Source organism: Fibrobacter sp. UWCM (genome assembly GCF_900129735.1).
Taxonomy (GTDB): domain Bacteria; phylum Fibrobacterota; class Fibrobacteria; order Fibrobacterales; family Fibrobacteraceae; genus Fibrobacter.
In genome coordinates this window covers 1-24,482 of sequence record NZ_FQWR01000011.1, presented here as the reverse complement: position 1 = coordinate 24,482, position 24,482 = coordinate 1, and the positions used below count along the sequence as shown (strand labels likewise).

Here is a 24,482-nt window from a genome sequence, read left to right as displayed (position 1 = left end):
CAATATGCAGATGCTTCCTTTCCAAGAAAATGCGGTCCTCGGCACAAACGGTCTCGTAGAGGCTTTCAAGAAACTTTGGCAAACAGGCGACCATAATCTCGATATTACATTCAAGTCTCCGACTGGTTCTGGCAAGACTTTCATGGTGTCAAATTTTGTTCGCGAATTGCAAAATGATCCTGCTTTTAATGACGATGTCGCTTTCGTTTGGATTACTTTCTCAGACGACCTTGCGATGCAAAGTCGCGACAAGTTTTACGATTACTTTTTCCCGAACATCGGGCGAAGCCTTTTGACTATTGCAGATTTTTCCGAAGGCATTTTGCACAAAGACGATATTCTATTCCTGAATTGGCAAAAGTTAGTGGCAAAAGATGCCAAAAAGCGTTTGCTGCGTCGCCCAGACGAAATAGAACTGCAAAAGGAACAGGGATTCTACTTTGAAGATGTCGCGGAAAATACAAAGAAAGAAGGTCGCGAAATTGTGATGATTATCGATGAAAGCCACAAGAACGTGACTGCATCGGCTTATCGTGATGTTATTACGCCGCTTAATCCACGAATCATATTGAATGTTTCCGCGACACCTGAAAAAATCCCCAACATTAGCGATGTGCAAAATCTGCGTGCAGGCTATGTTGAAGTCAAACGCTCCGATGTTGTTGCCGCTGGTCTTATCAAGGAACAGATTATTTCGCAAACCGAAGAAGATTTGAAAACCATTGAGGGTGAAGATTTAGATTTCGCCTTGCTGCGGCTTGCTAAGGAAAAACGAGAATCTTTGGCAGAACAGTGGACTCGCCTCGGACAAAATATAAACCCGCTCGTTTTAATTCAGTTGCCTAATGACGATTCTAAACTCAAGGACCAAGGCGTAGAAACGAAGGAAGAACTCGTCACGAGATTTCTGACGGAAAATTGCGAAGTTCCTGCAAATAAAATCGCTAAATGGTTTGACAACAAGAAAGAAAATCTGGAACATATTTCTGATGCCGATAGTCTCGTAGATTTTATGCTTTTCAAGTATGCGGCTGGTACAGGATGGGATTGCCCTCGTGCTCATGTTATCGTGATGTTCCGTGAAATTGAATCGCCAACATTCAAAACGCAGACTCTCGGAAGAATCTTACGCAACCCTGTTCCGAAAATTGATCTGACGGCGTTCCCTGAACTTCGCGAAGGTTTCCTTTACACAAACTACCGCAAAAACGAAATTTCGGACATTCCCGACACTGTTGAAAACAAACCCAAAACTGAAGTGACGAATCTTGCTCCGCATCTTTTCGGCGGGTTTGCAACGCAAGAAGCAACACACAACGTCATACAAGAACTGAAAACTTCTATGCTTGACGAACTAGTTGCGAATGGCTCGGGCAAGCCGATTTCAGATATCGCACCCAAAATCGAAGTTGCGTTACAAGAAGCAGTTAAACAAGTTGCTCCAGAATTGTCGCCAAATCCGGAAAATTCTGTGTCAGAAGTTCTTCCTGAATTGAATCTTTTGGGCGAAGCGGATTCTTCAGCAACAAAAGTTCAAAAGACGGAACAAATTGTTGAAACGGCTACTCGAAATGTCAAGGCTATATTGACGGAGCATTTTGGAGAGAGTGTTGCGAATAAGGCTACAAAAATTGTCGCCGAAGCTACTCGCGATTTTGCAGAAACGCTCGTCCAAAAACAGCCGTCTTCATTCATCGTTGACCCGCTTTTGAAAAGTGATTTCATCAGTCGTGCGGACTATGGCGATATTGGTAAGGCTAGCAGTTTCCAAAGTTCTTTTGTTAAGTCAATGAATGCTTATTTCGGAATTACCGAAAATGCTTACAACAATCCATTTGCGCAAGAGGGCGTCCTTGAAAAATTTGGCATAGATATGACCCAAACGCTTACAGCTGAAGTTTTGGCGAACGCTACTTTTGCAGGAACAAACGATTTGGGCAAGAATGTTGAACACGAAATGAGTGATAATGAAGTCGAAAAGAACTTCATGAATGCTTGCTACAACATTTTGGATGAACAAACGGAACCCGACGCTAAGTACGGCAACGTTGCACGTTCTTGGGGACCGTTTAAGGAAGCACTTCGTCAATGGTTTGATCGTTATTCGATGACGAATATCGATAATGTCGGTCGCTACAAAATTTTCTTGAAGGACTTGTTCAAGAATTCAGCGAGCGTATTCCGCAAAGCCATTACACAAGCGCTCAAGGAATATAGACCAATTCGCGATGCCTTTGTTGCCGATCGCCGTAAACAAGAAATGCAAGAAGCTTTGCCGTTCAAGGTCAAGACATCTTATGCGTATTCGAGCGATTATGTTGATTATAACGCTAGCAAGAAGAGTATGCTTCGTCCATTCAAACTTAAAGCAGAATATTCAGGACGCGATAACGAAATCGCTTTTATCGAGTTTCTTGAAAACCTAGTTACAGTAGAATGGTGGTTTAAGCAGAATGATGACGGCAAGGATTTTTACGCACTCAAGTATTTCAATACCACTGAAAATCGAGAACGACTTTTCTATCCCGACTGGATTGTGAAATTTGTAGATGGTCGCATCGGCATTTTTGATACCAAGAGTGGATTTACAGCAGCCAATCCTGAGGGACGTGCGGAAGCCCTTTCAAAAAAAGTGCGCGATTTGAACACTCTTGCCGGCAAAGAAAAATTTGTTGGTGGCTTGTGCGTTCGTGAAAACGGACTTTGGTATTGTAATTGTTCCGATAATTATCGTTACAAGGACGAAAAGGGCAACCTCGCTGAAGGATGGAAGCTGATGCAAGGTTAGTGAAAAGGTGAATGCTGAAATAATTTAAGGAGTTTTTTCAACACTTTAGATAATTGTATTTGACATAGACCGAAGATATCGTTTGTTTTCTCTTCTCTGAAATTAGCACTTTCATTTTATCCGAGAATAGAACGATGCTTACGTCCTTTTAGGGCGTGGGTCGTTTGTGCTTATTGGATAAAGGGCGTGCTAACCCTCAGAGAAAGTAAGTGCATTCGACACCACGCCTTTTTTATTCATAAAAAAGCATAGGCATACTGAGGTTACGACAAAATGAAGATAAACGGAAATAGCGGATTGTATTATTCAGTGTCGGAAAAGATAAAGCAAAACACATTTGGGAATAGAGTGTAAAAATATTTTGATTACAGGTGCTGAAGCAACTAATTTATTAGCGAGACGTGTAGTTTGAGGGTGAAAAGAAGATGGTTTACTTTTAAAGAAGATCGAACAATAAACTGGCCTTGGGCCAAAGGAGCGAAACATAAGACCATAGGATAGATGAAAAACACTGTTATTTGAAGTGGTGCCGAGGGGTTTGCCTTTCGGCTGGTTAGGGAATATTGTCTCTAAAAACACACCACGTTTTATTTCACTTTCTTTCTGCCATGTGGCAAAGGAGTAACCATGGGACTAAAGGTCTCGACACAATCGGTGGTTTTTCAAAAAATGCCCGAGTTGCCCGAAAGGCATCGGCATTTGCTGAATAGACTTCCAAAACATTACCATCAGACGGAGCTTTTTTCGGAGATGGCGCAAGTACAAAATCCTGAAAAACTTCCAAAACAATACCTTAAAGGCGATTTGGAAACTTTGGAACATACGGAGCTCTTTGAATCGAACCTGATAAAACATATATTTAATGGTGAGGTAAAGACAGCTTCAGCAGGTAAAGGGAAAACACGACTCGAGGCGACCGGTTACCACACCGAGGTGATTAGGAATGCGGAAGGTCGAATTATCCCCGGTACAAAATCAGAACTGAATGAAAAAGGAGTATATCAAGGCAGGGTAACGGTCAACGGCATCCGAAAGCGCACAATGGGCGGAATGTCTACATTCTTCCCCGAACACTGGTCGCCGCAACATATCGTGAATGCGATAAACGAGGCGTACGCAAACAAGCGGCTCAAAACAAACACACTCAATATGTATGAAGGTTCATCTTCTGAAGGAGTCCGTATACGAATGCGTGTTAATGCCAACGGAAAAATTGTTAACGTATATCCCTTGATGGAGGAAAACTGATGAATTATAATTACAAAATTGATTATACGACGCTCGAAGACGGAACAAAAACGCTGAATTTCGTTTTTGACGAAGGCCCTAATGTGTTCACAACCTTTTTTGCCTCTGATGTTGAAGAGTTTCCCTCAGTCATTCTTGAACAAATCGACCAGGTTCTCTCCAAAAAGAAGAAACATGTTGAATGTTCCGGCAACGATTGCTGCTGGGATATTGGCCCGAAGGAAACACTTATCGTGGACAACTTCGCGCCTGAAGGGACTCCCAACGAAATAACGGTCGATACATTGGAACTCCGTCGCCTTATAAACGAATGGATTGCCGCCAAAGCCAAGTTCAAGGAACAGAAGGCGAAGGGCGAAATCTAGAGTCTCGATAAAAGACATCAACATTTAACAATGGAGGATGCTAATGCGGCACCCTATAGTGAGCTGCGCCCAAATTTTATACAAGGGTCATGGCTTTAACAATGATGATATTCCAGAGAAGTTGCAATCGTTTTCAGAATCGCTTCATTATCCCGTTCATGACGCTTGGGTTCACTTCTATGAGGAAGACGAACATTGCAAGACTTATACTGAAGGCCTTGCTTTGTACCTTGAACATATCAAAAAATTCGCAGGGGCGATTTCTCTAGACCGCAGCGTGGGATGGTCCGATAACATCGAAGATCAAAAGAATATGAATCGAGTCAACAAACATAGCCGAAAAGTGTTTGCAGAGAACGGAATTCCGTATATAACAAATGTCCGTTTTGGAGACAAAAAATCCTATTCTTTCTGTTTTGAGGATATTCCCCAAAATTCGGTTTTGTTCGTTGGGGCGCATGGAACACAAAACCGAGCAGACTATAAAGCTGTATTTTTTGCAGGAATCTGTGCGACGGTTGAACGGCTGCACCCTAAAATTTTGCTGATTTACGGAAGTGTTGACAAAAGGATATTGAGTTTATGTATTAAAAACGATATTACGCTAGTTCAATATCTGAGTCAATGTAGTTTGGCGCATAAATCTTATATCAAGTCTGGGAATTCGTTAATTTCTTCTTGTTCTTGATTTTTTCGTATACCGCGATTTGGCGCTCGACAATCTTGCCCCAGGTAAAGCAGTCGCGGATGCGCTTTTGTGCGCCGGTGAGCAATTGCTTCAGCAGTTCGGGGCCTGCGGCAAGACGCTTGTAGGCGTTTGCGAGTGCCTGCGGGTCCTTTTCGGGAACGAGTATGCCCGAGACGCCGTCCACGACCACGTCGGGGATGCCGCCCACGTTGCTTGCGACTACGGGGAGCCCGAGTTCCATGGCCTCGATAAGCACGACGCCGAGGCCTTCGGTATCGCCCTTGCTGTCGACGATGGCGGGGAGCGTGAACACGTTGGCCGTTTTGTATTCGTTCGCCAGTTCTTCGGGAGAGAGTTTTCCGGTGAAGATGATGTTCGCAGCGTCCGGTGTCGTGGAAACTTCTGCGGCCTGTTTCTTTAGTTTATCTGTAAGGTCGCCCACGCCCACGATGCGGATTTCGAACTGGTCGCGCGGCAGGTATTTTGCGGCTTCTATCAGGTAGCAGATTCCCTTGCGCTCGATGTGGCGGCCCACGAAAAGTATCTTGAACTTGCCGTTTATCGGGTGCGGCGCTTGGGTTGGTTCGGCAGAAATCTCTCCCGTCTCTCTTCTTTCGTCTTTTGTATCTAGCGTTGTTCCGTACGGGCTCCATTCCACGTCCACGTTCCGCAGCGCCTTGATCTTGCCGGCGGTAAAGCTCGAGTTCGCGAACACGGCTTGCGCCTGCCCGATGGCGAATTTCAGGAGCGGCTTCACCCACTTTTTTTTGCGGATGAGCAGGAGCTCCGCGCCGTGGAAGTTGAGTACCAGCGGGATGCGGAAAAGCTTTGCGGCCCCGAGCGCGATGTAGGCGTGCGGGAACGGCCAGTGGGCGTGAATCACGTCGGGCCTGAACTTGCGGCATATCTTGATGCACTTGAAGAACCCGCTGATGATGTAGGGGATGGCGAGCAGTTGCAGCCAGGGCTTGCTTGCCATCTTGCTGGGTGCGCCTTCCTCGTGCGTGAGGAATTCCCAGCCTGCGGGCGCGTAGCGGAAGCGGTTCACCTTCACGCCGTCGATTTCGTGGCTCTTGAGGCCCTTGTATGCGGGCGCGAGTACCTGTATCTCGACTCCGGCCTGCTTCAGGTGGGCTATGGAGGTGCGCAGCCACGGGACTTCGGCATCTTCGTGGAACCTGGGGTAGACGGAGCCTATGACGAGGACTTTCATGTTACGCGGGTGCGGATTCCGTGCTTTCGACCGGGGCGGCGAGTTCCTGCGATACGGCCTCGATTGCCTTCAGGTCCTGCGCGTCGGCAATGCAGGTGGGGTACACGATGGGCTTCACGACGGCGGTCAGGATGCTTGCCGCCTTCTTGAACCCTTCGCTGTTCGCGTGCTGCAGTATGCGCCCGCGTACGCGTATCCAGCCTTCGATTTTCGAGTCGAGGAGCAGCATGCCTAGCCCGGTATCGTTCTCGAGGAACCCGAGGATGTCGCTCCCGCGGTTGTTCCTGTTGAGGGCCACGAGCATGACTTCCCAGAACTTCAGGGCGTCCTCGTCGTTCTGCGCGATTTTCTTGATTTCGTCGAACTCGAATTCCAGGTAGACGAAGGAACTCTGGTCCTCGTCGCTACGGATAATTTCTTCCTGGCACCGCCTTTCGAATATTTCCGCCGTGTAGATGGAAATGTTTAGGTGGTGCTTTCTAATCAATTTGAAGAGTTCTTGCTTCATCGCACCACAAAATTAGTCTATTTTTTGTACATGCAACGACTGCTCAAATTGAAAAAAGTGCTGAAGAACAGTGTTTTGGCGACTTTGGCCGAAGGTGTCAAGGCCGCCAAGGCCTCTGGCGGAAAGTTCCGTTCGCTCACTCCTGAAGAGATTGCCTCCCTCGAGGGTAACGGCAACCGGTGCGAGGACTGGAACCGCGTGCAGGTCGAGGCGAATTTCGACCCCGCCCGTGTCAGGAATTCGGTGTTCATGGGCGACGTGAAGCTCGCGGGCTTTTACGGGACGCTCCTTTTGCCGGGCGACGTGTCGTTCCCGACGGGCGTGTACGATAGCCTCGTGTGCAACAGCATAATCGAGAACGCGCTCGTGTACAAGGTGGCGATGCTCTGCAACGTGCTCGTGCGCAGCAGTGCCGTTGTCGAGAATGTCGGCTCGCTGGTGAGCAGCGGCAAGATAAACTACATGATAGGAACGTCCATCACCGTGGGTAACGAGATGGGCGGGCGCAGCGTGCGCGTGTTCCCTGACATTACCCCGGACCTTGTCGACGTGCAGCTTTTCCACAAGGCCGAACCCGATGTGGAGGCGTCGTTCGACGAGCAGTTGCAGCAGTTCCGCGCCGAGATGGCACTCCCGTTCGGAGTGGTGGGCAAGGGTGCCGTGGTGAGCAACACGAACATTGTCCGCAACAGCTGGATTGGCGCGCATGCCCGCATAGAGGGTGCCTCCAAGATCCGCAATACGGTAATCCTGAGTTCGCTAGAGGAATCGACGCACGTGTACGATTCCGTGATTGTCGAGAATTCCAACCTGCAGATGGGCGTGAAGGTGCATACCGGCGCCGAGGTGCAGGGGAGCGTGCTTATGGGCCGCGTGAAGGTCGGGAGCAAGGCCATCGTCAAATCTTCCATTATTGCCCCGTGCTGCCATATCGAAGAGGGCGAGGTAAACAGCTCGTACATGGGCCCCATGACGCAGATGCACCATCATTCGCTACTGATTGCGGCGCTATGGCCCGAGGGCTGTGGCAACCTGGGTTACGGCGCGAACGTCGGGAGCAACCACACGGGCCGCATGCCCGACCAGGAGGTGATGCCCGGTCGCGGGATGTTCTTCGGGCTCGGCGTGAACGTCAAGTTCCCCGCGAATTTCCGTGAATCCCCGTTCACGATTGTCGCAAGCGGTATCACGACCCTCCCGCAGAGGCTCAAGTTCCCGTTTTCGCTCATCCGCCCGGGTGACCCGCAGCTGATGGGCGTGCCTGCGCGCCTGAACGAGATTGTCCCTGCATGGAACTACATGCGCAACGCCTACGCGCTCGACCGCAACTTCTACAAGTATTCCCAGCGGGGCAAGGGAGTCGTGAGCACCTCGTTCTGTAGCCTGTTCAGCCCCGACATCGTGCGTTATGTGTACGATGCGTGGATGCGCCTGCAGGTGGAACAGGTGCGCGATGTTTATACCCGCGAGCATATCGACGGGCTCGGCGAGAACTTTATGCGCGAGCGCGTGCGCCAGAATGCACTGCACGCATACGGCGAGTACCTGGAACGTTACGTGCTCGAAAGCATCATCTCGCTTGTCGAAAACGATACCTCGCTCCTGTCGCAGACCCCGCGCGAACTCCGCAAGCTTTTGCCTGCCGACATGCCCCGCGAGATTGCGCGTGCGGTGCAGCTCCCCGAGACGCTCGACGAGCTGGTGAAACGCTTCCGCGTGCTCGAGAAGGGCTGGTTCGAGTCGGTGTTCCACGGGCTCGACAAGGATAACCAGCGCGGTCGCGAGATATTCGACGACTACGATAGCGCGCACCCCGTAGACAGCGCCTTCGTGGAATGGGAACGCGCCCGCTTTGAGGAATCCGTGAAGCGCCTCGCGAACGTACTCAAGTCGCTCGGGTAGAAAATTGTCTCTCCTGCTGGTCACATTACTTTGTATTGAACTTGTCGCGCGGGTGGTTCTCGAAATCCGGGAATGTCGCGCGGTGCAGTGCAGGTTTAGCGCCTTTACCGTGATGCGGATTTTGCCGCTGGTGAACGACCTTGCGCCGCTTCCCGAAAACCGCGAGCAGCCTACGGTGGGCAAGTTCGTGGAAATGCACGAGCAGGCGCACGCGAAGTTTCACCACGCCATCCTGCGCAACCTGGTGAAGGTCGCCTTCGCGCTCTGTGCCATATGGTTCATGGCCGCATTGATGGTGCGGTGGGAATGCTCCATAGTGGAATCGGTCCTGTGGCTGCACCTGGCCGCCATCCCGTTCCGCACGTTCTTCCATTTCTACTGCTGGAACCAGGAATATGAATGCGACCGCTACGCGCTGGAAAAGACCGACAGGAAGATTGCGAAAAATGCCCTGCAGGAACTGGCCCGCTGCGAATACCCGCATACGGTTCTCTTCTCGCTTATTTACCGCGAGCACCCGACGGTTGCTCTCCGGAGCAGGCGGATACTGAACAAGCCGATTGTAAGTACGGCAACCAAATAAGAATGGGTCATCCTCGCGGCCTGTGCTGCCTGCACTGAGCTATGTCGAAGTGAGCATTGTCGAAGCAAGGCGAGGATCTATACGGTTAGAACGACCAGAGCGAAATGCCTGCGTTCAGCGACCAGTGACCGCCGTTAAAGTCGACGAGGATGTTCGTTACGCCCAGCTGGAATTCCGTGGTGGGGTTGTACCAGTACGAAACCAGGAAGTTGTTCGTGAACAGGTACGGGGTTGCGAACTTGAATTGCGGAATTGGCTTGTCGATAATGACGGACTTGTTCGGCCTGTAGATGTTGCCGTTGTACGAAAGCGTCACGGGGCCAAGGAATAGGCTTGCGTAGGCGCCTGCGCCGTACTGGAACACGAGCCTGTTCTCGTTGTCGAAGTTCTCGAGCTTGTGGAGGTTGCCCTCGTCGTCCCTTTCGTAGCCGAGGTAGTTGATAATCTGGTAGGTGAAGCGCTGGAACGTGGAAAGCCCGAGCTCGAAGTGCCTGGTGTTGATACCGACCGAGGTGGAGGCGTATATGCCGTGGTAGATGCCGAACCCGATGTTCATCATGAACAGTTCGCCCTTTGCGAACTTGTCGATGGAACCGTAGACGGGCAGGTAGGTAATCCTGTATTTCGAATCCACGTCGACGGAATCCCACTCGTCCTTGTTTTCTACGCCGTCGACCCCGAGATGTTCGAGCTTGCTCACGATGAACCCGCCGTGCAGGCGCGAGCCCACGGTATTTTCCTTGAGGTAGCGGTTGATGCCCTGGATATTTGGCCCGGGGTAGGCGTCCATCTCGACTTCCTTGGCGTACTCCATCTTGGTGGAGGCGCACGAGGTGAGCAAGCCTGCGAGCGAAACTGCGAGTATGCAGGTGAGCAGGCGGTGAACCGCATGTCCGGAGAAACTTACACCCATATCCAAAAGATATGATATTACGGGGAGCCTGTCGGCCCTGCATTCCCGGAGACTACGCGCTTTTGTGCCTTAAACGGCCGGCGGCAAGGCAAATCCCGTTCACGATGAAGGCCGCAATGGTGAGGATGTCGCCGGTATGGCTCCCGATAGCTCCTGGAAGGGGAGGGCAGAGCTTGCCCGCGAGGGCGAGCGCACCGCCGAGAATTATGCCCGCGGCGACGCTTGCCGGCCTGGAACGGAGCCCCGCGAGGCCCCACAGGATAGGCACGGTGAAGGCGCCGGCGTAGACGGCGAGCGCGAGGAGGAGCGTGCCGATGATGTCGGTGAATACGAGCGCGAGCAGGAGGGTCACGATGCCGTTCACGAGGATGATGACGCGCGCCTTGAGAAGCGTTTTGTTTGCGAGCCCTGCGGCGGTATGCGGGTCGCGAGCCTCCTTGGGGCTTGCGCCGGTGCGGAACAGCCCGCAGAGTATCACGGAGCTGCTGAGCAATGTGGTGTCGGCGCTGCTGAGGACGACGCTCAGGAGCGCGAGCGCCACCAGCGGGACGAGCGCCGGCGGGAGTACTGCGTTCGCAATGGCCGTGATTCGGGCCCCCTGCACGTCACCGAGGCTCGTGCCGAACAGCGCGAGAATCCCGATGACGAATGCGACGGGGATGAGGGTTGCCGCTGCCATCGCGATTCCCTTCTTTGCGGTGGCGATATCCTTCGCGCAGAACACGCGGCTGAAGATGTCGGGGCCCGCGGTGTACGTTGTGCCGTAGGTAAGGATGAGCAGGAAGAGGTCGAAAGGCGAGAAGCCCGCGTTGAACGGGAAGGGAAGGTCTTTGCCCGGGAGCACGCCCGCATCGCCCGCCCCGTTAATCAGCGCGAAGCCCGCGATGAGTAGTAGGCCTGCGATAATCAGGCATGCCTGCAAAAAGTCCGTGCGCAAAATCGAAAGCTGGCCGCCCGCGAGCGTATAGCCCGTGAACACCGCCGCCGACACGACGGCGGCCGTGGTGTATTCCATCGGGGTGAACGTCATCAGGAGTTTCGCCGCCGCTATAATCTGCGCCGCCACGATACCCGTCCACGCGACCGGTATCACGAGCGACGCAACGAACCGCGGGCCTTTGCCGTACAGGTTCTCTACCAGGTCGGGGAGCGTGTATTTCCCGTGGCTGTATGCGCGACCCGCAAACGGGATGAGGGCGAATAGCCCGAGGGCGCCCGTAAGCATGAACCAGCTGGCGGCCCCGCCGATTTTCATTCCGGAATCGATCGCGCCGATAACGGCCGACCCGCCGAGAATTGTCGCCACCAGGCTCCCCGCCACCATACGCGCCGAAGCGCCCTTCCGCGCTACAAAGAAGTCGGGAATGTCCTTGACCTTGCGTGCGCTGCGGATTGCAATAAGCACGAGGACTATGAGGTATATGATGAGGGCGGCTGTCATGACACCGCAAAGATAGAATATGCGAAAAAGCCCTGGCGGCCCTAGAATTTCCTGCTCGCGATAAACATCACGGTGCGCAGGTCCCATTCGCTCCCGACCTGCTTCTGCAAGGGTTCCTCGGTGGTCGGGTAGCGCCTGTTTTCGAACACGCGGTCGCGCGATACGACCGCCATCAGCATGCCGTTCCAGTTCTCGCTTATCTTGACCGACGCCATCGGGGTGATGCTTACCTTCTTGAATCCGGGATTGTAGTCCTTGTAGATGCTGTCGAAATCGTAGGCGTGCTTGAACCCGCTCACGTTTGCCGATACCATGGCCATGTTCACGCGCTTGAACGGCAGCATATAAATTAACGTGCCGCCGCACTTGTACTTGAATCCGTTCACCAGGTTCTCGCTGCCCGCCTTCCACACTTCGCCGTCATCGGCGCCGGTGTAGCCCGAGTAGGCGTATTCCGCCGTGCCCTTCAGGATAATCTTTGTCCACTTGCTCTTGGGCAGGAACGCGAGCATCGGGATGGTCAGCGCGGCATTGTACTTGAATCCGTAGGCGTATTGCGTGAAGACGATGTCCTGGCGGTAGTCCCTCTTTTCGGGGTCGTACACGCCCATGAAGGTCGCAGTCTCGCCGTAGTTGAGTGCCGTTCCCGTGTTCACCTGCACGCCGAGTTCCAGCAGGTGGATAAGTTCCAGCGATGTGCCTACGCGGAGCCCGATTCCGTTGAACCCCAGGTCGTACGTGGCGAATCCCTTGAGGGTGAAAGCCCTGTTGATATCCCTCTTGAGCCTGATGGTCGATACCCAGGCGGGTGCGGCCACGGCGAAGAACGGCCAGTTGTGAAGCGTCTTGGAATTGCGCAGCGAGTTGTGGGGGAGCACGAGCCCTATCACGTTGAAGATATGCTCCTGCGAGATTTCTGTCGTGTCGGCTATGGCCTGCGTCGCCGAATCGGCCTTCGCGTTCGCTTTTTCACCCGCATTCGTGTTTTCGCCCGCACTTGCAAGTACGGCATCGGCTAGCGTGAGCACGAGGACGATTCTGCAAATGGACGGGTATAACATAAAGTTACAATATAGAAACTCTCCGGCCTGCATTTGCCGCATGGTTTTTCGTGAAAAGGCTGCTGCAGCCTGTGGCCTACATCCTGTGTTTTTTCGCGGTAAAATTTGTATATTCTTCGGCACAGAGGTCTTTATGTCACTTTTTTCTTGTAAGAGCCTTTTCCGCCCCGCCGCATTGGCCGTCTTTTTTGCTTTTTGTGCACTTCCCGCCTTCGCCTTCGATGTGAGCGTCAAGGCGAACGTCGATAACGCCCAGGTTTTCGTGGGCGACATGTTCAATTACGAAATCCAGGTCACGGCGCCGGAGAACGCCATCGTGGATTTGCCTAGCTTTGTCGGGAACCTTGGCAGCTTTGAAGTCAAGGAGATGAAGAACGAGAAGGTGACCGAGGGCATGCCCAAGGGGACTGCGAAATTCGTATGGCTCGCGACGCTCAACACGTTCGTGAGCGGTGACTTCTTGATTGCGCCGCAGCAGGTGAACGCCGTGGTGGGTAGCGATACCGTGAAGGTGAATACCGACCCGGTGGCCGTGAAGGTTTCCATGCGCACTACGGGCGAGGAGACGGATATCCTGGAAGCGGAAGACCCGCTCGATGACCCGCGCCTGCCGCAGTGGCTCTACATCGTGCTGATCGTGCTGGGGGTGGTGCTGCTCGTGTTCCTCGGGTGGTTCCTGCACAAGAAATTCGCGAAGAAGGGCGAGGCTCCGCGACTCCCGCCGTACGAGGAGGCGGTACTCGCTCTCAAGGAACTCAGGCAGAAAAATTATCTCGCCGAGGGCAACCAGGGTGACTACTTCATGGCGCTCGGGTTCATTGCCCGCCGTTACATCGAACGCCGTTTCGACGTGGATATCCTGGATGCGACTGTCGCCGAGCTCAAGCAGCGTATGTCGCATGTTGCGGGCCTCCCGCAGGCCTACAAGGAATCGGTCGTGACGCTCGCCGTCGAGACCGAGCCGGTCAAATTCGCGAAGATGAAGCTCGAGGGCGAACGCTGCCGCTTCTGGGACGAATGGGCCGCCCGCCTTCTCGAAGACACGAAGCCTACGCCGGAAGAGGAACAGGCCAAGAAGGAAGAACTCAAAGCTGCTGTTGACGCCGTTCGCGCCAATCGCAAGTAAGGCAATCCGGAAAGCGCTCACTCTCGCAACCATGCTCCGTTAATACGGAGCATTCGTTGCTCACAGGCCGCCGTTCGCGCCCAGCGCAAGTAGGGCAATCCGGAAAGCGCTCACTCTCGCAACCGTGCTCCGTTAATACGGAGCATTTGCTGCTCACAGGCCGCCGTTCGCGCCCAGCGCAAGTAAGGCTATGGTGTATCATCTCGGGGACTTGTCTTTCTTCCAAAAAGATTGTATATTCATTTCAGTAGATTCCGACAATCCTCCTGACAGCGTTTTCGAACCGGGGAGGCAGTTCAACTATCTGCTTGAGGTCGTTGCCCTTTGCGGACTTGACAATCCGCAAATCGCGACAGTTGCCCTGCAGGGAACCGGCCCTGTGGCTATCAACGTAGAGCACCGTCTACCGTAAAGGCGGACGTAAAAATCAGTCATTCAACTGGTTTGCGAGCGGCAACCGTCTGGTGCCGCAGGTGTTCTACGTCCCAGCATTTTCCGTTTGCAAGCCAAAACCGCAACTTCAACAAACGGGAAAAATATGAACCGCACGCAACATTACTCCCTGCTCAAGGCGATGGAAATCGACAAGAGCAACCTCCTCAAGTACCAGGAACTTTACAAGTACGCCTACATCCTCAGCGATGGCATTTTCAAGATTGTCTTCGCCGAGGAAAAGGACCACTCGCTTCTCATCTCGCTCGTGAACGCGATGCTTGGCCTGCAGGGCGACGACGCCATCAAGGAAATCACCCTCGAAATGCAGGAATTTCCGGGCGTTTTCAACAAGAAGGACTGCATTCTTGACATCATCGGCACCACGAACGCCGGCGAAAAGGTGCTGGTCGAAGTCCAGCAGCAGGGTGACGACTTCTTCCGCGATCGCGTGGAATACTACATCTCGCGCGTCATCGAGAACCAGGTGCACACCAGCGAGAAGTACGAGCTGCCGCGCATCTACTTCCTCGGGCTCCTGGATTTCGAGCTTTTCCCCGAAGAACCGCAGAAGTACATCCATCACGTTGACGAAATGTGCAACGGGAGGAAGTTCTTCCCCAAGATTCAGAAGATTTTCGTGGAAATCGACAAGTTCTTCGAACTCGAAAAGGCGGGCATCACCGCAAGCGACAACTCCGATGCGGCGCAGTGGCTCCGCGCCATCAAGGTGATTGTCAAGGAGGAACCCGTTCCCGAAAAGATTATGCAGAACAAGACGTTCCGACACTTGCTCGATTCCGTTAAATTGATTAACTTTGTAGAGGAACTTTTCAACTGCGAGGCGAAAAACATGACGGACTTGAAGGCTGAACACGAAATCGGTTTTTCCGAAGGCAAGACTGAAGGTCTGTCCGAAGGCGAACGCAACAAGGCCCGCGAAATAGCACTCAAGATGCTTGCGAAGAACAAGTCCCTCGAAGAGATTGCTGAATTTACGGGCTTGACGGAATCCGAAATTCACGCAGCTTCAAGCTTTTTTCAAAAGTGAATCAAATTAGGGGTTCCTTTTTTGGAATCCCTAAATCCCTATTGTCATTCCGGTGTGCATTTGCTCTGCACGCTCGCCGAGAACTTCCCGCAATATTCCGTAGGCGCGGTCGCCGGTGCAGTGCCCTGTGTAAATCTTCTGCACGTCGAGTTCGCGTAGCCTTTCGGCGAAGGCGCGCACGCGTGCATCCGGGTATCGGAAAAGATGGAACCCGCCGAGAATCGCGTAAATCCTTTTTCCGGGGAAGGCATCCCCGATTTCCTTCACGATGTTGTCTGCTCCCGCGTGGCTGCAACTGTTCATGACGAACAGCCCCTGCGGGGTATCGAACACCAGGCTCTGCTCGTGCGCGAAACTGTCGTAGCGGTATTTGCCGTTCTCTTTCACGCTCAGGTGCGCCATCTCGCCGATGCGTTCAAGCCCTGTGGTAGAATGCGGCACGAGCGTTATTCCCGGCGCAATTTCGGCATTGCCTTCCGCATAGCGGATGCGGCCCGCGAATCGCTCGAGCCATCCTTTGTGAATGCCGATGTATTCGTGGTAGCTAAATCGCCCGAAAAGCTTGTGCGTGTGGTAGCAGTTCTCGCCTGCGCCCTTCCGCAGGTAGAAGGGTGCGGTCTTATTGAGCGCAAAGAATTTCGCCATGCCGTTCGCGTGGTCGTAATGCGCGTGGCTCAGCACGCCGATATCCACCTGCGAGAGGTCGATGCCCATCACGTTTGCGTTTTTTGCGAACAGGTGCGATGCGCCCGTGTCGAGCAGCACCTTGTGGCCGTCATATTCCACGTACACGGAAAGTCCCCACTCGCCGAATAGCTTGCGCGGGCCGCACGTTCCTGCGATGTTATCGATGAGAATCTGGACCTTCATTGCCGTTTGCGCCCTATTCGCAGTCGAGGCAAGTCCATTCCACCGTACCCGAGCCGTAGTTGTTGAAGCGTGCGCGCGTGTAGCTCTCGATGTCGATGAGGAACCCGACCTTGCCCGCGTTCTTGGTGCAGCAGCCGTCACAGTCGCTATCGGCACACTTGTCGTAGACGACGGCGTCGATGGTGTAGCCGTTCTTGCGCAGCCTGAATGTCTTGAGTTTGTAGGTATCCCAGTCCTTCTCGTGGATGGCGATGATGTTGTGCTCGCTGACCCATTCCTCTGTCTGCTGGTCTTCGAGGCCTGCGAACCAGCCCGCCCACGTACATCCGTTGTAGTCCTCGCATTCCTCGCTGCCGGGTTCCGGCCAGGAGGTATACCACGTGAGGTTTGCCTTGTTCCATATGGTATCGCCCGGAGTTGGTTCCGCCGAGGAACTCGATGCGGGCAGGGCCGCGCTGCTGGATTCCGGCAAAAGCGCGTCGCTCGATTCGATGACTGCGTCGGAACTTTCCGGAGCGGGAGAACTGCTGGAACTGTCGTCACCGCAGGCGGCGAGCGTGCCCGCGAGCAAGCCCGCAAGCGCGAAACCCGTAAAAGCGGCAGGGTTCATGCCGTGCAGAAACTTCTTCACAAGCACTCCCGCCTCCTTAAAGCGTCTTCCCGTCGCTGAAGGCGTTCCCGACGCGGCGTTCCATCACGTAGTAGCCGTGGCCTGCGGAATCGTAGCACACCGGCGCGAGTTTTTCTACGGAGAGCTTGCCGTCGGCATCAAGTACGGATTCGTCGGCGGTCACGTTCACGATTTCGCCGAGCAGGAGTTCCGAATCGTCGTCGTAGCTCACCATCCTGCATTCGAGTGCGAGCGGGAGTTCCGCGATGAGCGGGGCGTCCACGTGAGCACTCTTGATTGCGGTGAGTCCCGACTTGGCGAACTTGTCGGCAACCTTGTTCCCGCTGGTTATGCCCAGGTAGTCGATGGCCTTGATGTCTTTCGCGGTCGCCATGCTCACGGTGAATGCCTTGCGCGCCTTGATGTTCGGCACGGTCTTGTGCGATGCGGCCACGTAAATAGCCACCTGGTTCGAGTCGCTCACCGAGCCCCATGCGGCGACCATCGCGTTCGGCGAACCGTCTTCGTTGTAGGTCGCGATGACGAGCGTGGGTTGCGGGTACAGGTAGGTTTTTACTCCGAGATCTTTGCGCATTTGAAAACTCCTTTTTTTTTACAAGATATAAAACTATCTGCGAAAAAATTATATACTTTTTTCTTAAAACGATTTTCAAAGGAGTTCTTATGACTATCGGAATTGTCATCGCCGTCGTCGTGGTCATTCTCGTCGTGTGTTTCATCTCCATGTACAATGGCCTCGTGAAACTCCGCAACAACCGCGAAAATGCCTTCGCGAATATCGACGTGCAGCTCAAGCAGCGCTTTGACCTGGTGCCGCAACTGGTGAATACCGTGAAGGGCTACGCCACCCACGAGAAGGAAACTCTCGATAAGGTGACATCCGCCCGTGCTGCCGCGATGGGTGCCACCACGGTCGACGAGAAGGTTGCCGCCGACAAGGCCCTTACCGGTGCGCTCGCCGGGCTCCGCGTCTCCCTCGAGGCGTACCCGGAACTCAAGGCGAACCAGAATTTCTTGCAGTTGCAGACGGAACTTTCCGATATCGAGAACAAGCTTTCTGCCGCACGTCGCTTCTTCAACTCCGCCACCCGCGAGTTCAACAACGCCTGCGAGGTATTCCCGAGCAACATCATCGCCGGCATGTTCAACTTCAGGCGTGCTCCCATGTACGAGGCGTCCGAAGGCCGCGAGACCCTCAACAAGGCTCCCGAGGTACGTTTTTAGGAATGAAAAATGTGGAGTGTGGAATGTGAAATGAATAATTACACACCTCACATTTCACATTACACATCCTTATGAAGTACGTCGGTATCCAGACCCAGATTTGGCGGAATAACCGCAATACGGTTATCCTGCTTTTCATGTTCCCGCTGCTCCTCCTGGGGATGGTTTTCGGCACGGTCGTTTTGCTGGACTGGTTCGGGTTCTTCTGCTGGAACGGCGTTTGCCCCGAAGGCCTGCAGGCGACCGAGTTTCACTGGGATGTCATCTGGCAGTATTTCCTCGATGCGGTGCCGTACACGCTCGCGGTGACGGGAACGTGGTTTGTTATCGCGTACTTCACGAACACCTTCATTATCCGGCATGCGACGCACGCGCGTCCGCTGGAACGCAAGGAGAACGTGCGCGTCTACAACATCGTAGAAAACCTCTGCATCGCAGGTGGCATCGAGATGCCGCGCATAAACATCGTCGAGGATTCTAGCCTCAACGCGTTTGCGAGCGGTATCGATATAAAGTCTTACACCGTCACGCTGACCACGGGCATCATAGATAAGCTGGACGATGCGGAACTCTCGGCGGTCGTGGGGCACGAACTCACGCACATCAAGAACCGCGATACGCGCCTGATGGTGGTGTGCATCGTTTTCGTGGGCATATTCTCGATGCTCATGAATGTCTCCCTGCGGCTCCTGAGCGGTGCCATGCGCTCGTCGCGCAGTAGGGGTAGTCGCAAGAATGGCGGGGGAGGCATAATCATCATTTTGCTTGCCGTGCTGGTATGGGCTGCCATCGGGTATCTCTTCAGCACGCTCACGCGCCTTGCCATCTCGCGCAAGCGTGAATACGTCGCTGATGCGGGTGGCGCCGAACTCTGTGGCGACCCGCTCGCGCTCGCTTCTGCCCTCAGGAAGATTTCTGCGGATCCGGGCCTTGCCGATGTAAAACGCGACGATATCGCGCAGCTCTACGTGATTCATCCGGACGAGGAATTCGACAACGAGATGGGCCTCAAGGGTCTTGTCGCGAAGGCGAACATCCTGTTCTGCACGCATCCCGACACTCCGGAGCGCATCAAGCTTCTGGAACAGTTCTAGTTTTGGAAGTCGCAGGTCACTTTATCGCCCGAAATGTCCCGCCTGTCGCAAATTTGCGGATGGTGTTGTCTACAAAGTAAATTTTTTTATATTTCTCGGAACATGAAATCAGTAAATATTTTAAGAAGGATTTTTTTGCTGGCGGTTCCGTTCTCCCTGATTGCCTGTGGCGATGACTCCAGTTCCGCTTCCGATGATTACAGTTCGGCTTCGGAAGTCCCGAGCAGTTCCTCACGAACGGAATGTCCGGAGTCTCTTGCGGCAGGCGAGTTCTGCGATACGCGCGACTTTAATGTTTATGCAACGAGTGAAATCGGCGCCCTCGTGTGGATGACGGGGAACCTGAAGTACCATGTGGATGGCAGCAAGTGCCTTGACGACAAGGAATCCAACTGCGATTCTCACGGTCGCCTTTATAGCTGGACGCAGGCGATGGATCTGGACAAGTCGCTCCTTATAGGCGACGCCTCGTCGAAGGTCTCGAAACCGCGTCACCGCGGGATTTGCCCCGAAGGTTGGCATGTGCCCGATACTCTTGAATGGCTCTATCTCGTGGACTATGCGGGCGGTTTTTCTTCGCTAGGAAAATACGGTTTCTCGGACACGGAGCCGGGCTTCTATTCCATCTATTATTACAGGTATAATCCGGATTACTCGTTCTTCCACACGGCGGTGGAAGATTCCGTCGATGACTGGTATGTTGATTACGATAGGGATTACGGCCTGATTCAGGACAGGGACTACTTTACGCGTGTCAACTCCTATTATGCAATACTTGACGAAGATGGCGTAAGTCTTTCGAACCAGAGCAAGTCGCACTACGCTCCGCTCCGCTGCGTCAAGGATACCCTGCTCATGGAAATGAAATTCAGGCCGGTAAGCAGTTCGTCTTCCTCCTTCGATGAGCCGGAATCCAGTAGCTCGGAACCCTTTAATCCCTGTTCCGTAGCAAAGAAGTCATGGGAACACCTGAATCCCGATTTCAACTATGCGGTGTTCATTGACGGGCGCGATAACCAGTGTTACAAGACGACGCGCGTGGCAGGACTCGTAATGCTTGCCGAAAACCTCAACTATGCGGATTCTGTCGCGATGCCGGAACTCCGCGGGTCTAACCGTTGCACGCAGGGGCTGGAAGAAAATTGCGAGTCTACGGGGCGCCTCTATACATGGGAAGCCGCGATGGAGGTGTGCCCGGATGGCTGGAGGCTCCCGACTGAGGCAGAAATTTACGATATCTGGCATGCGACGCACAGCGTGCTCGAGGTGGTATCCCTCGAAATGCGCAAGGAAATCGATCTCGAAATTACGGATGCGTACGGGCTGTCGTTTGTTCCCTCGGGCTTGTACTATGTGGACGACCCCTACAAGAATGATGGCGATGAAATGCTCTTGGTAAAGTCGTCGGTATGGCTCTCGGACAATACGGAAGATGGCTATGCGGATGCGTACCAGATCCACTTTGAGGAATATCTCGACCAGACGGTCGAAGGCGAACTCAAAACGAGCTTTATGCCTGTCCGTTGCGTAAAGAAGTAAGCATCGCGCGGCAACCCTCGTTCACGTCGTTCCAGGTGGCCTCAAAATCGCCGGTATACCACGGGTCCGCTACGTCGCGCGAATTCCCGGTCCAGTCCATCAGCAGGGAAACTTTCTTGTGGGGTAGGCGTGTGTCCGTGGCGCTTCCGCCGATGCATTCCCTCTCGTAAATCGCGGGCGGCAGTATCCAGCGGAGGTTCCGCAGGTTGTTCCTGTCCATCAGGACGATATAGTCGTAGTACTCGTAGTCCCGCAGGGTCATCTGGCGGGCGGTTTTGCCCCTGCAATCTATGCCGTGCCGTTCCAGCATGCGCCTTGCTGGCGGGTACACCGGGTTCCCGATTTCTTCGGTGCTCGTTGCCGCACTCGCGATCTCGAAGTCCGCGCAGTTTTTGTCCGCGCCGTCAATGTCCGCGCCTCTAGAACCCGCGGCGTCATTGCCCGCGCCGTCCTGCAGTTCCGCGACCATCTTCTTCATCACGAATTCGGCCATCGGGCTCCGGCAGATGTTGCCGTGGCATACGAAGAGGATTTTCGGCATTAGTTGGCCCCGCGCCTTTTCTGCACGAGCGGAGTCGCGCTACGCCTGCCGTATTCCCGTTGCATTGTGCGGCCCTGCATGTCGAACCGGCGCGCATCTTGCTGCCCCAAACTCTGCGCATCCTGCGACCCCCAACCCTGTGCGTCTTGCCCCGCGAAACCCTGCGCATTCCTTCGGATTGCCGTCGTGGAATCCTGTGTCCCGGTGGAATCGCTTACCCCGGGCACCGTGTCCGCGGGCGTAATTCCCGAAGTATCCGCCGGCGCCTTCAAGATGCCTTCCTTTATAATCCTCGCGAGTTCCTTCGCGCCGGTCGCGTTCGGGTGCACGCTGTCGGGCAAAAACCACGCGGGCGTATTGAATTGCGAATGCAGGTCGATAATCTCCACGCCCTTCCGGGTCGCGACTTCCTCGATGATGGGGTTTATCTGGTTCACGATTGCGGTATCCATGATTCCCCACCCGCAGTTGTTGGAATAGGGTTGCAGCGTCGCGATGACCCTCGGGCTTGTCGCGAGGTGCATGAAGGTGTCGAGCAGCGCTTCGTAATCCTTGTACAGCTGTTCCTTCTCGTACTGCCCGTAGTTGTAGTTGTATTGGGGCTGTCCGTTCTCGATGCAGTTGTTCGTGAAGAACTTGCTGTCGTTTGTCCCGAGCTCTATGACGACTATCTCGGGGTTAAACTCGAGGGCCGCCTTGAACTTGTCGGTGTTCCAGTAGCTCATGTTGTCGCTTGGGCCCTTGTTCGCGAACGTCATGGAAGAAACGCCGAAGTTCTGCACCTTGTAGCTATCGCCCAGCATCTCTTGCAGTTGGAACGGGTAGTCTTCTTGCCAGCCGAGCCCGTAGCCCGCGGTGATGCTGTTGCCTACGCACGCCACGCGCGTCTGTGCGCTTGCGGCGCATGTAATTCCCGCGACTGCCATCAAAGCAATCGCCAAAGCCTTGCTATTCTTTCCAAACATCATGCCTATAATATAAATTCCCGAGCGCCCGTCCGTCGTACCGGGCGGGCAGTTTTGCAAATCGCCGGTGCGCGACAATCAACAAAAAACGACCCGCGCTCGCGGGCCGTTTATCAAATTGCTTGTAGAGTCGCCGAACTTGCGGCTTTTTCTGCTAATATTTCTGCTTCAGCACGTCGGGGCATTCCACTTCGACGTAGTTGTGCAGCGGGTTGCCTGCCGCGTGCATGAATTCGGCGAGGAACATGCAGCCCTGCTTGGCGGTCGCGTCGTTGCTGAACACGCTGTTGCACTTGTTCTTGAGGCAGGTGAGGGTCTTGGACGAGTTGTAGTTGCTTTCCTCTTCGCAGTCGCTGAGGAGGCCACCGTACTGTTTGCCCTGGTTGCCCCAGCCCATCTGGCTGCAGCCATTGAAGGCACCCACGCCGCCGCCCGGGATCATGATGTCGAACTGACCCTGTTCCACGTCATGGCCGATGTTTGTGGTCATGATGATGAGCTTCTTGCCCTTGATTGCGCTCAGGTTGTTGTCGCTTGCGTACTTGCCCTTGCCGGTAAAGGTCAACTGGTAGCACTTGCCGCAGGTACCGCCGTCAGCACCCGGGACTGCCGCGAAGGCGAAGCCCATATCGGTACAGCCGTTGACGGTGAACGGAATCTGGCTCAAGCAGGTCGCCTGGTAGCCGCCAGAACAGATGCTTCCGCCGCCGCCGACAACGTTCTTGCCCTTGGAGTCGCAGGTCTTGCTGGTGTTGCCGCCGGCATTTTCCGACCAGGAGCAGTGGGGTGCACAGCAGTCCCAGTAGCGGGTTGCCCAGCCGGAGCCGGTTCTGCCACCGCTCTTCACCTTGATGTTCGGGCATCCGCCGGCAGGGGCGACAGAGGAGCTGCTCTTCGGGGCGCTGCTCGAGGATTTCGGCTTGCTGCTGCTGGAATTGGGTGTTGCGGAACTTGTGGGGGTGGGGCCGATATCCGAACTGGATTCGGGGCCAGGCACGAACTCGCTGGAACTCGATTCGATGACCGGGTCGGGTTCCTTGGTGAACTTGTCACCTGGCTGCAACACCGGGAGGTCGAGGATGTCTTCGACCTTGGTGAGTTCGGTAACGCCATCGGGCGCGACAACCGTGTTGGTCTCGAAGTTGAAGAATCCGATGACCGTAGCGTTGGAATCCTTCACGAAGCCGATGGAACCGCCGTCTTCGGCGAGGTAGATGAGGTAGTCGCCGGTTTCGTCCACCAGGTGGAAGGCCGGGCCGGTAATGGCGTACACTGTGGTGTTCTTTTCGAGCAGGGGGAGGCCCGCCACGTCCACGCCGTCGTAGAGCACGTTGCCCGCGAGGTCGGTGATGACGCCCACGGAGGAACCATCGATGAACTTGATGGTGGCGATGATGTCGCCTTCGGGGTTGGTGACGCGCCCGTCAAGGTAGATGATGTAGTCCTGGTCTGTGGAAAGAAGCCATGCCGAAGATGTTACTGCATATTCGGGAGCCTTCGGGCCAGTCGTGGATTCATCGGAACAGTTCCAGGCGATCATGATTGCGCCCGCGGCGAGCAGGGCTTTCAAAAATGCATGTTTCATAATTTCCTCATTACCCTAATTACACCGCAGACAAAGATACTTTAATTGATATCGAATTCCTTGTAAAAAAATCGCTAACTCGTTAATTGTGTTCTTTTTATGTTCTCGGTCACACGGTGAAAACGCAAATGTAAATCGAATGTAAAAAAATCTATTGTAAAATAAATATTACAATAATGACGGAGGAGAAGGGAAACCCGCGCGCGGTTTGGTTCATAAATGTTAGTTAAATGTTGATAAAGTGGAACTATCCATTTGTTAAAAATATTGAAACCTTGAAATTGTGCAAAAAACGGCATTTTGCCAGAAACGGGCTGGCGCAGTCGAAAATCGTGCCGCGAGAGGCTTTTTTGATTGTGGATAACCCTGCATTTTTCCCCTTTTTCGTAAAAAAACAAAAAAAACGCTTGCAAAAAAAATGTCATTTACTAAATTTGTGGCTCAATTTCGGAGAGTACCGCTTCCTATGCTTTCCGGATTAACGGAAGTCCTTGAGGCTTCTTGACTTGAAGCGATAAACCTTCTGCTGAAGAAGAGGAATAAAATGGCAAAAGAACATTTTGACAGAAGCAAGCCGCACTGCAACATTGGCACCATCGGCCACGTTGACCACGGTAAAACCACCCTGACCGCCGCAATCTGCACGACCCTCGCTGCCCGCGGCCTCGCCGCCGCCAAGCGTTTCGACGAAATCGACAACGCTCCCGAAGAAAA

At 53.7% G+C, this 24,482-nt stretch carries 24 protein-coding genes; 12 read left to right on the top strand and 12 right to left on the bottom strand.

Features of this window, described 5'->3' with window-relative positions:
* Positions 1 to 4 precede the first annotated feature (4 nt).
* From BUB22_RS08775 to BUB22_RS08760, 4 genes are all read left to right on the top strand, one after another.
* Positions 5 to 2,788: a DEAD/DEAH box helicase gene (locus tag BUB22_RS08775; protein WP_073114808.1), complete on the top strand. Its 2,784-nt coding sequence runs from the start codon at positions 5 to 7 to the stop codon at positions 2,786 to 2,788.
* A 627-nt stretch (positions 2,789 to 3,415) separates the two neighbouring features.
* Positions 3,416 to 4,036 (top strand): EndoU domain-containing protein, encoded by a 621-nt coding sequence (locus BUB22_RS08770; protein ID WP_073114807.1) that lies wholly within the window; start codon positions 3,416 to 3,418, stop codon positions 4,034 to 4,036.
* The gene (locus tag BUB22_RS08765) at positions 4,036 to 4,401 is read left to right on the top strand and encodes a hypothetical protein (RefSeq protein ID WP_073114806.1); all 366 of its coding nucleotides are present in this window, start codon (positions 4,036 to 4,038) and stop codon (positions 4,399 to 4,401) included. Before BUB22_RS08770 ends, BUB22_RS08765 begins: the two co-directional genes overlap by 1 nt.
* Positions 4,402 to 4,444: 43 nt before the next feature.
* Positions 4,445 to 5,089, top strand: a complete 645-nt coding sequence (locus BUB22_RS08760) for a DUF4417 domain-containing protein (protein ID WP_175547272.1) — start codon at positions 4,445 to 4,447, stop codon at positions 5,087 to 5,089.
* On the opposite strand, the gene BUB22_RS08755 is transcribed toward BUB22_RS08760, so the two are convergent.
* Both BUB22_RS08755 and BUB22_RS08750 read right to left on the bottom strand, forming a co-directional pair.
* A complete protein-coding gene (locus BUB22_RS08755) occupies positions 5,052 to 6,302 on the bottom strand; it encodes a glycosyltransferase (RefSeq protein WP_073114804.1) in 1,251 nt (416 codons plus the stop codon). The two genes, BUB22_RS08760 and BUB22_RS08755, sit on opposite strands and share 38 nt — an antisense overlap.
* Position 6,303: 1 nt before the next feature.
* Positions 6,304 to 6,810 (bottom strand): hypothetical protein, encoded by a 507-nt coding sequence (locus tag BUB22_RS08750; RefSeq protein ID WP_072811553.1) that lies wholly within the window; start codon positions 6,808 to 6,810, stop codon positions 6,304 to 6,306.
* Positions 6,811 to 6,840: 30 nt separating this feature from the next.
* Between BUB22_RS08750 and BUB22_RS08745 the strand changes: the two genes are divergently transcribed.
* Both BUB22_RS08745 and BUB22_RS08740 read left to right on the top strand, forming a co-directional pair.
* Positions 6,841 to 8,712 (top strand): DUF4954 family protein, encoded by a 1,872-nt coding sequence (locus BUB22_RS08745; protein ID WP_072811551.1) that lies wholly within the window; start codon positions 6,841 to 6,843, stop codon positions 8,710 to 8,712.
* Positions 8,713 to 8,716: 4 nt separating this feature from the next.
* Positions 8,717 to 9,295, top strand: coding sequence for a M48 family metalloprotease (locus BUB22_RS08740; RefSeq protein WP_139258890.1), 579 nt, complete (start codon positions 8,717 to 8,719; stop codon positions 9,293 to 9,295).
* 85 nt (positions 9,296 to 9,380) lie between these two features.
* On the opposite strand, the gene BUB22_RS08735 is transcribed toward BUB22_RS08740, so the two are convergent.
* The 3 genes from BUB22_RS08735 to BUB22_RS08725 are packed head-to-tail and all read right to left on the bottom strand — an operon-like array spanning position 9,381 to position 12,710.
* Complete coding sequence (locus tag BUB22_RS08735; RefSeq protein ID WP_073114802.1) at positions 9,381 to 10,208, bottom strand: hypothetical protein; 828 nt, start codon at positions 10,206 to 10,208, stop codon at positions 9,381 to 9,383.
* A gap of 52 nt (positions 10,209 to 10,260) precedes the next feature.
* Positions 10,261 to 11,649 (bottom strand): sodium:solute symporter family protein, encoded by a 1,389-nt coding sequence (locus tag BUB22_RS08730; protein WP_073114801.1) that lies wholly within the window; start codon positions 11,647 to 11,649, stop codon positions 10,261 to 10,263.
* A gap of 41 nt (positions 11,650 to 11,690) precedes the next feature.
* Positions 11,691 to 12,710, bottom strand: coding sequence for a hypothetical protein (locus tag BUB22_RS08725; protein WP_139258888.1), 1,020 nt, complete (start codon positions 12,708 to 12,710; stop codon positions 11,691 to 11,693).
* Between the two features lie 133 nt (positions 12,711 to 12,843).
* Between BUB22_RS08725 and BUB22_RS08720 the strand changes: the two genes are divergently transcribed.
* Positions 12,844 to 13,836: a hypothetical protein gene (locus tag BUB22_RS08720; RefSeq protein ID WP_254794694.1), complete on the top strand. Its 993-nt coding sequence runs from the start codon at positions 12,844 to 12,846 to the stop codon at positions 13,834 to 13,836.
* Positions 13,837 to 14,080: 244 nt separating this feature from the next.
* Here the strand turns inward: BUB22_RS08720 and BUB22_RS16705 are convergent, their stop codons facing one another.
* Positions 14,081 to 14,236: a hypothetical protein gene (locus tag BUB22_RS16705; RefSeq protein ID WP_175547271.1), complete on the bottom strand. Its 156-nt coding sequence runs from the start codon at positions 14,234 to 14,236 to the stop codon at positions 14,081 to 14,083.
* Between the two features lie 138 nt (positions 14,237 to 14,374).
* Between BUB22_RS16705 and BUB22_RS08710 the strand changes: the two genes are divergently transcribed.
* Complete coding sequence (locus BUB22_RS08710; RefSeq protein ID WP_073114798.1) at positions 14,375 to 15,319, top strand: Rpn family recombination-promoting nuclease/putative transposase; 945 nt, start codon at positions 14,375 to 14,377, stop codon at positions 15,317 to 15,319.
* Between the two features lie 30 nt (positions 15,320 to 15,349).
* On the opposite strand, the gene BUB22_RS08705 is transcribed toward BUB22_RS08710, so the two are convergent.
* From BUB22_RS08705 to BUB22_RS08695, 3 genes are read right to left on the bottom strand one after another with little or no spacing between them, the layout of a single operon-like run.
* Positions 15,350 to 16,189, bottom strand: coding sequence for an MBL fold metallo-hydrolase (locus tag BUB22_RS08705; protein ID WP_073114797.1), 840 nt, complete (start codon positions 16,187 to 16,189; stop codon positions 15,350 to 15,352).
* Positions 16,190 to 16,202: 13 nt separating this feature from the next.
* Positions 16,203 to 16,820: a hypothetical protein gene (locus BUB22_RS08700; protein ID WP_254794693.1), complete on the bottom strand. Its 618-nt coding sequence runs from the start codon at positions 16,818 to 16,820 to the stop codon at positions 16,203 to 16,205.
* Between the two features lie 16 nt (positions 16,821 to 16,836).
* Positions 16,837 to 17,394: a flavin reductase family protein gene (locus BUB22_RS08695; protein ID WP_073114796.1), complete on the bottom strand. Its 558-nt coding sequence runs from the start codon at positions 17,392 to 17,394 to the stop codon at positions 16,837 to 16,839.
* Between the two features lie 89 nt (positions 17,395 to 17,483).
* Between BUB22_RS08695 and BUB22_RS08690 the strand changes: the two genes are divergently transcribed.
* From BUB22_RS08690 to BUB22_RS08680, 3 genes are all read left to right on the top strand, one after another.
* On the top strand, positions 17,484 to 18,044 hold the full coding sequence (locus BUB22_RS08690; protein WP_073114795.1) for a LemA family protein: 561 nt from the start codon (positions 17,484 to 17,486) through the stop codon (positions 18,042 to 18,044).
* Between the two features lie 71 nt (positions 18,045 to 18,115).
* The gene (locus BUB22_RS08685; protein WP_073114794.1) at positions 18,116 to 19,138 is read left to right on the top strand and encodes a M48 family metallopeptidase; all 1,023 of its coding nucleotides are present in this window, start codon (positions 18,116 to 18,118) and stop codon (positions 19,136 to 19,138) included.
* Positions 19,139 to 19,273: 135 nt separating this feature from the next.
* Positions 19,274 to 20,677 carry an FISUMP domain-containing protein gene (locus tag BUB22_RS08680; protein ID WP_073114793.1) on the top strand — a complete coding sequence of 468 codons (1,404 nt, stop codon included), beginning with the start codon at positions 19,274 to 19,276 and terminating at the stop codon, positions 20,675 to 20,677.
* Here the strand turns inward: BUB22_RS08680 and BUB22_RS08675 are convergent.
* The 3 genes from BUB22_RS08675 to BUB22_RS08665 all read right to left on the bottom strand — a co-directional run bounded on the left by BUB22_RS08675 (position 20,649) and on the right by BUB22_RS08665 (position 23,768).
* Positions 20,649 to 21,218 carry a low molecular weight protein-tyrosine-phosphatase gene (locus BUB22_RS08675; protein WP_073114792.1) on the bottom strand — a complete coding sequence of 190 codons (570 nt, stop codon included), beginning with the start codon at positions 21,216 to 21,218 and terminating at the stop codon, positions 20,649 to 20,651. The genes BUB22_RS08680 and BUB22_RS08675 overlap by 29 nt on opposite strands.
* Complete coding sequence (locus BUB22_RS08670) at positions 21,218 to 22,186, bottom strand: D-alanyl-lipoteichoic acid biosynthesis protein DltD (RefSeq protein ID WP_139258886.1); 969 nt, start codon at positions 22,184 to 22,186, stop codon at positions 21,218 to 21,220. Before BUB22_RS08670 ends, BUB22_RS08675 begins: the two co-directional genes overlap by 1 nt.
* 151 nt (positions 22,187 to 22,337) lie before the next feature.
* Positions 22,338 to 23,768 carry a hypothetical protein gene (locus tag BUB22_RS08665; protein WP_073114790.1) on the bottom strand — a complete coding sequence of 477 codons (1,431 nt, stop codon included), beginning with the start codon at positions 23,766 to 23,768 and terminating at the stop codon, positions 22,338 to 22,340.
* 544 nt (positions 23,769 to 24,312) lie between these two features.
* Here BUB22_RS08665 and BUB22_RS08655 point away from each other — a divergent pair.
* A partial coding sequence (locus BUB22_RS08655) for a GTP-binding protein (RefSeq protein WP_254794701.1) occupies positions 24,313 to 24,482 on the top strand: 170 nt, incomplete at its 3' end.

What these genes read in the sequence shown, in the direction of transcription:
- BUB22_RS08775 (WP_073114808.1), top strand. Translation starts at nt 5, where the DNA reads ATGCAGATGCTTCCTTTCCAAGAAAATGCGGTCCTCGGCACAAACGGT.
- BUB22_RS08770 (WP_073114807.1), top strand. Translation starts at nt 3,416, where the DNA reads ATGGGACTAAAGGTCTCGACACAATCGGTGGTTTTTCAAAAAATGCCC.
- BUB22_RS08765 (WP_073114806.1), top strand. Translation starts at nt 4,036, where the DNA reads ATGAATTATAATTACAAAATTGATTATACGACGCTCGAAGACGGAACA.
- BUB22_RS08760 (WP_175547272.1), top strand. Translation starts at nt 4,445, where the DNA reads ATGCGGCACCCTATAGTGAGCTGCGCCCAAATTTTATACAAGGGTCAT.
- BUB22_RS08755 (WP_073114804.1), bottom strand. Translation starts at nt 6,302, where the DNA reads ATGAAAGTCCTCGTCATAGGCTCCGTCTACCCCAGGTTCCACGAAGAT.
- BUB22_RS08750 (WP_072811553.1), bottom strand. Translation starts at nt 6,810, where the DNA reads ATGAAGCAAGAACTCTTCAAATTGATTAGAAAGCACCACCTAAACATT.
- BUB22_RS08745 (WP_072811551.1), top strand. Translation starts at nt 6,841, where the DNA reads ATGCAACGACTGCTCAAATTGAAAAAAGTGCTGAAGAACAGTGTTTTG.
- BUB22_RS08735 (WP_073114802.1), bottom strand. Translation starts at nt 10,208, where the DNA reads ATGGGTGTAAGTTTCTCCGGACATGCGGTTCACCGCCTGCTCACCTGC.
- BUB22_RS08730 (WP_073114801.1), bottom strand. Translation starts at nt 11,649, where the DNA reads ATGACAGCCGCCCTCATCATATACCTCATAGTCCTCGTGCTTATTGCA.
- BUB22_RS08725 (WP_139258888.1), bottom strand. Translation starts at nt 12,710, where the DNA reads ATGTTATACCCGTCCATTTGCAGAATCGTCCTCGTGCTCACGCTAGCC.
- BUB22_RS08720 (WP_254794694.1), top strand. Translation starts at nt 12,844, where the DNA reads ATGTCACTTTTTTCTTGTAAGAGCCTTTTCCGCCCCGCCGCATTGGCC.
- BUB22_RS08710 (WP_073114798.1), top strand. Translation starts at nt 14,375, where the DNA reads ATGAACCGCACGCAACATTACTCCCTGCTCAAGGCGATGGAAATCGAC.
- BUB22_RS08705 (WP_073114797.1), bottom strand. Translation starts at nt 16,189, where the DNA reads ATGAAGGTCCAGATTCTCATCGATAACATCGCAGGAACGTGCGGCCCG.
- BUB22_RS08695 (WP_073114796.1), bottom strand. Translation starts at nt 17,394, where the DNA reads ATGCGCAAAGATCTCGGAGTAAAAACCTACCTGTACCCGCAACCCACG.
- BUB22_RS08690 (WP_073114795.1), top strand. Translation starts at nt 17,484, where the DNA reads ATGACTATCGGAATTGTCATCGCCGTCGTCGTGGTCATTCTCGTCGTG.
- BUB22_RS08685 (WP_073114794.1), top strand. Translation starts at nt 18,116, where the DNA reads ATGAAGTACGTCGGTATCCAGACCCAGATTTGGCGGAATAACCGCAAT.
- BUB22_RS08675 (WP_073114792.1), bottom strand. Translation starts at nt 21,218, where the DNA reads ATGCCGAAAATCCTCTTCGTATGCCACGGCAACATCTGCCGGAGCCCG.
- BUB22_RS08670 (WP_139258886.1), bottom strand. Translation starts at nt 22,186, where the DNA reads ATGATGTTTGGAAAGAATAGCAAGGCTTTGGCGATTGCTTTGATGGCA.
- BUB22_RS08665 (WP_073114790.1), bottom strand. Translation starts at nt 23,768, where the DNA reads ATGAAACATGCATTTTTGAAAGCCCTGCTCGCCGCGGGCGCAATCATG.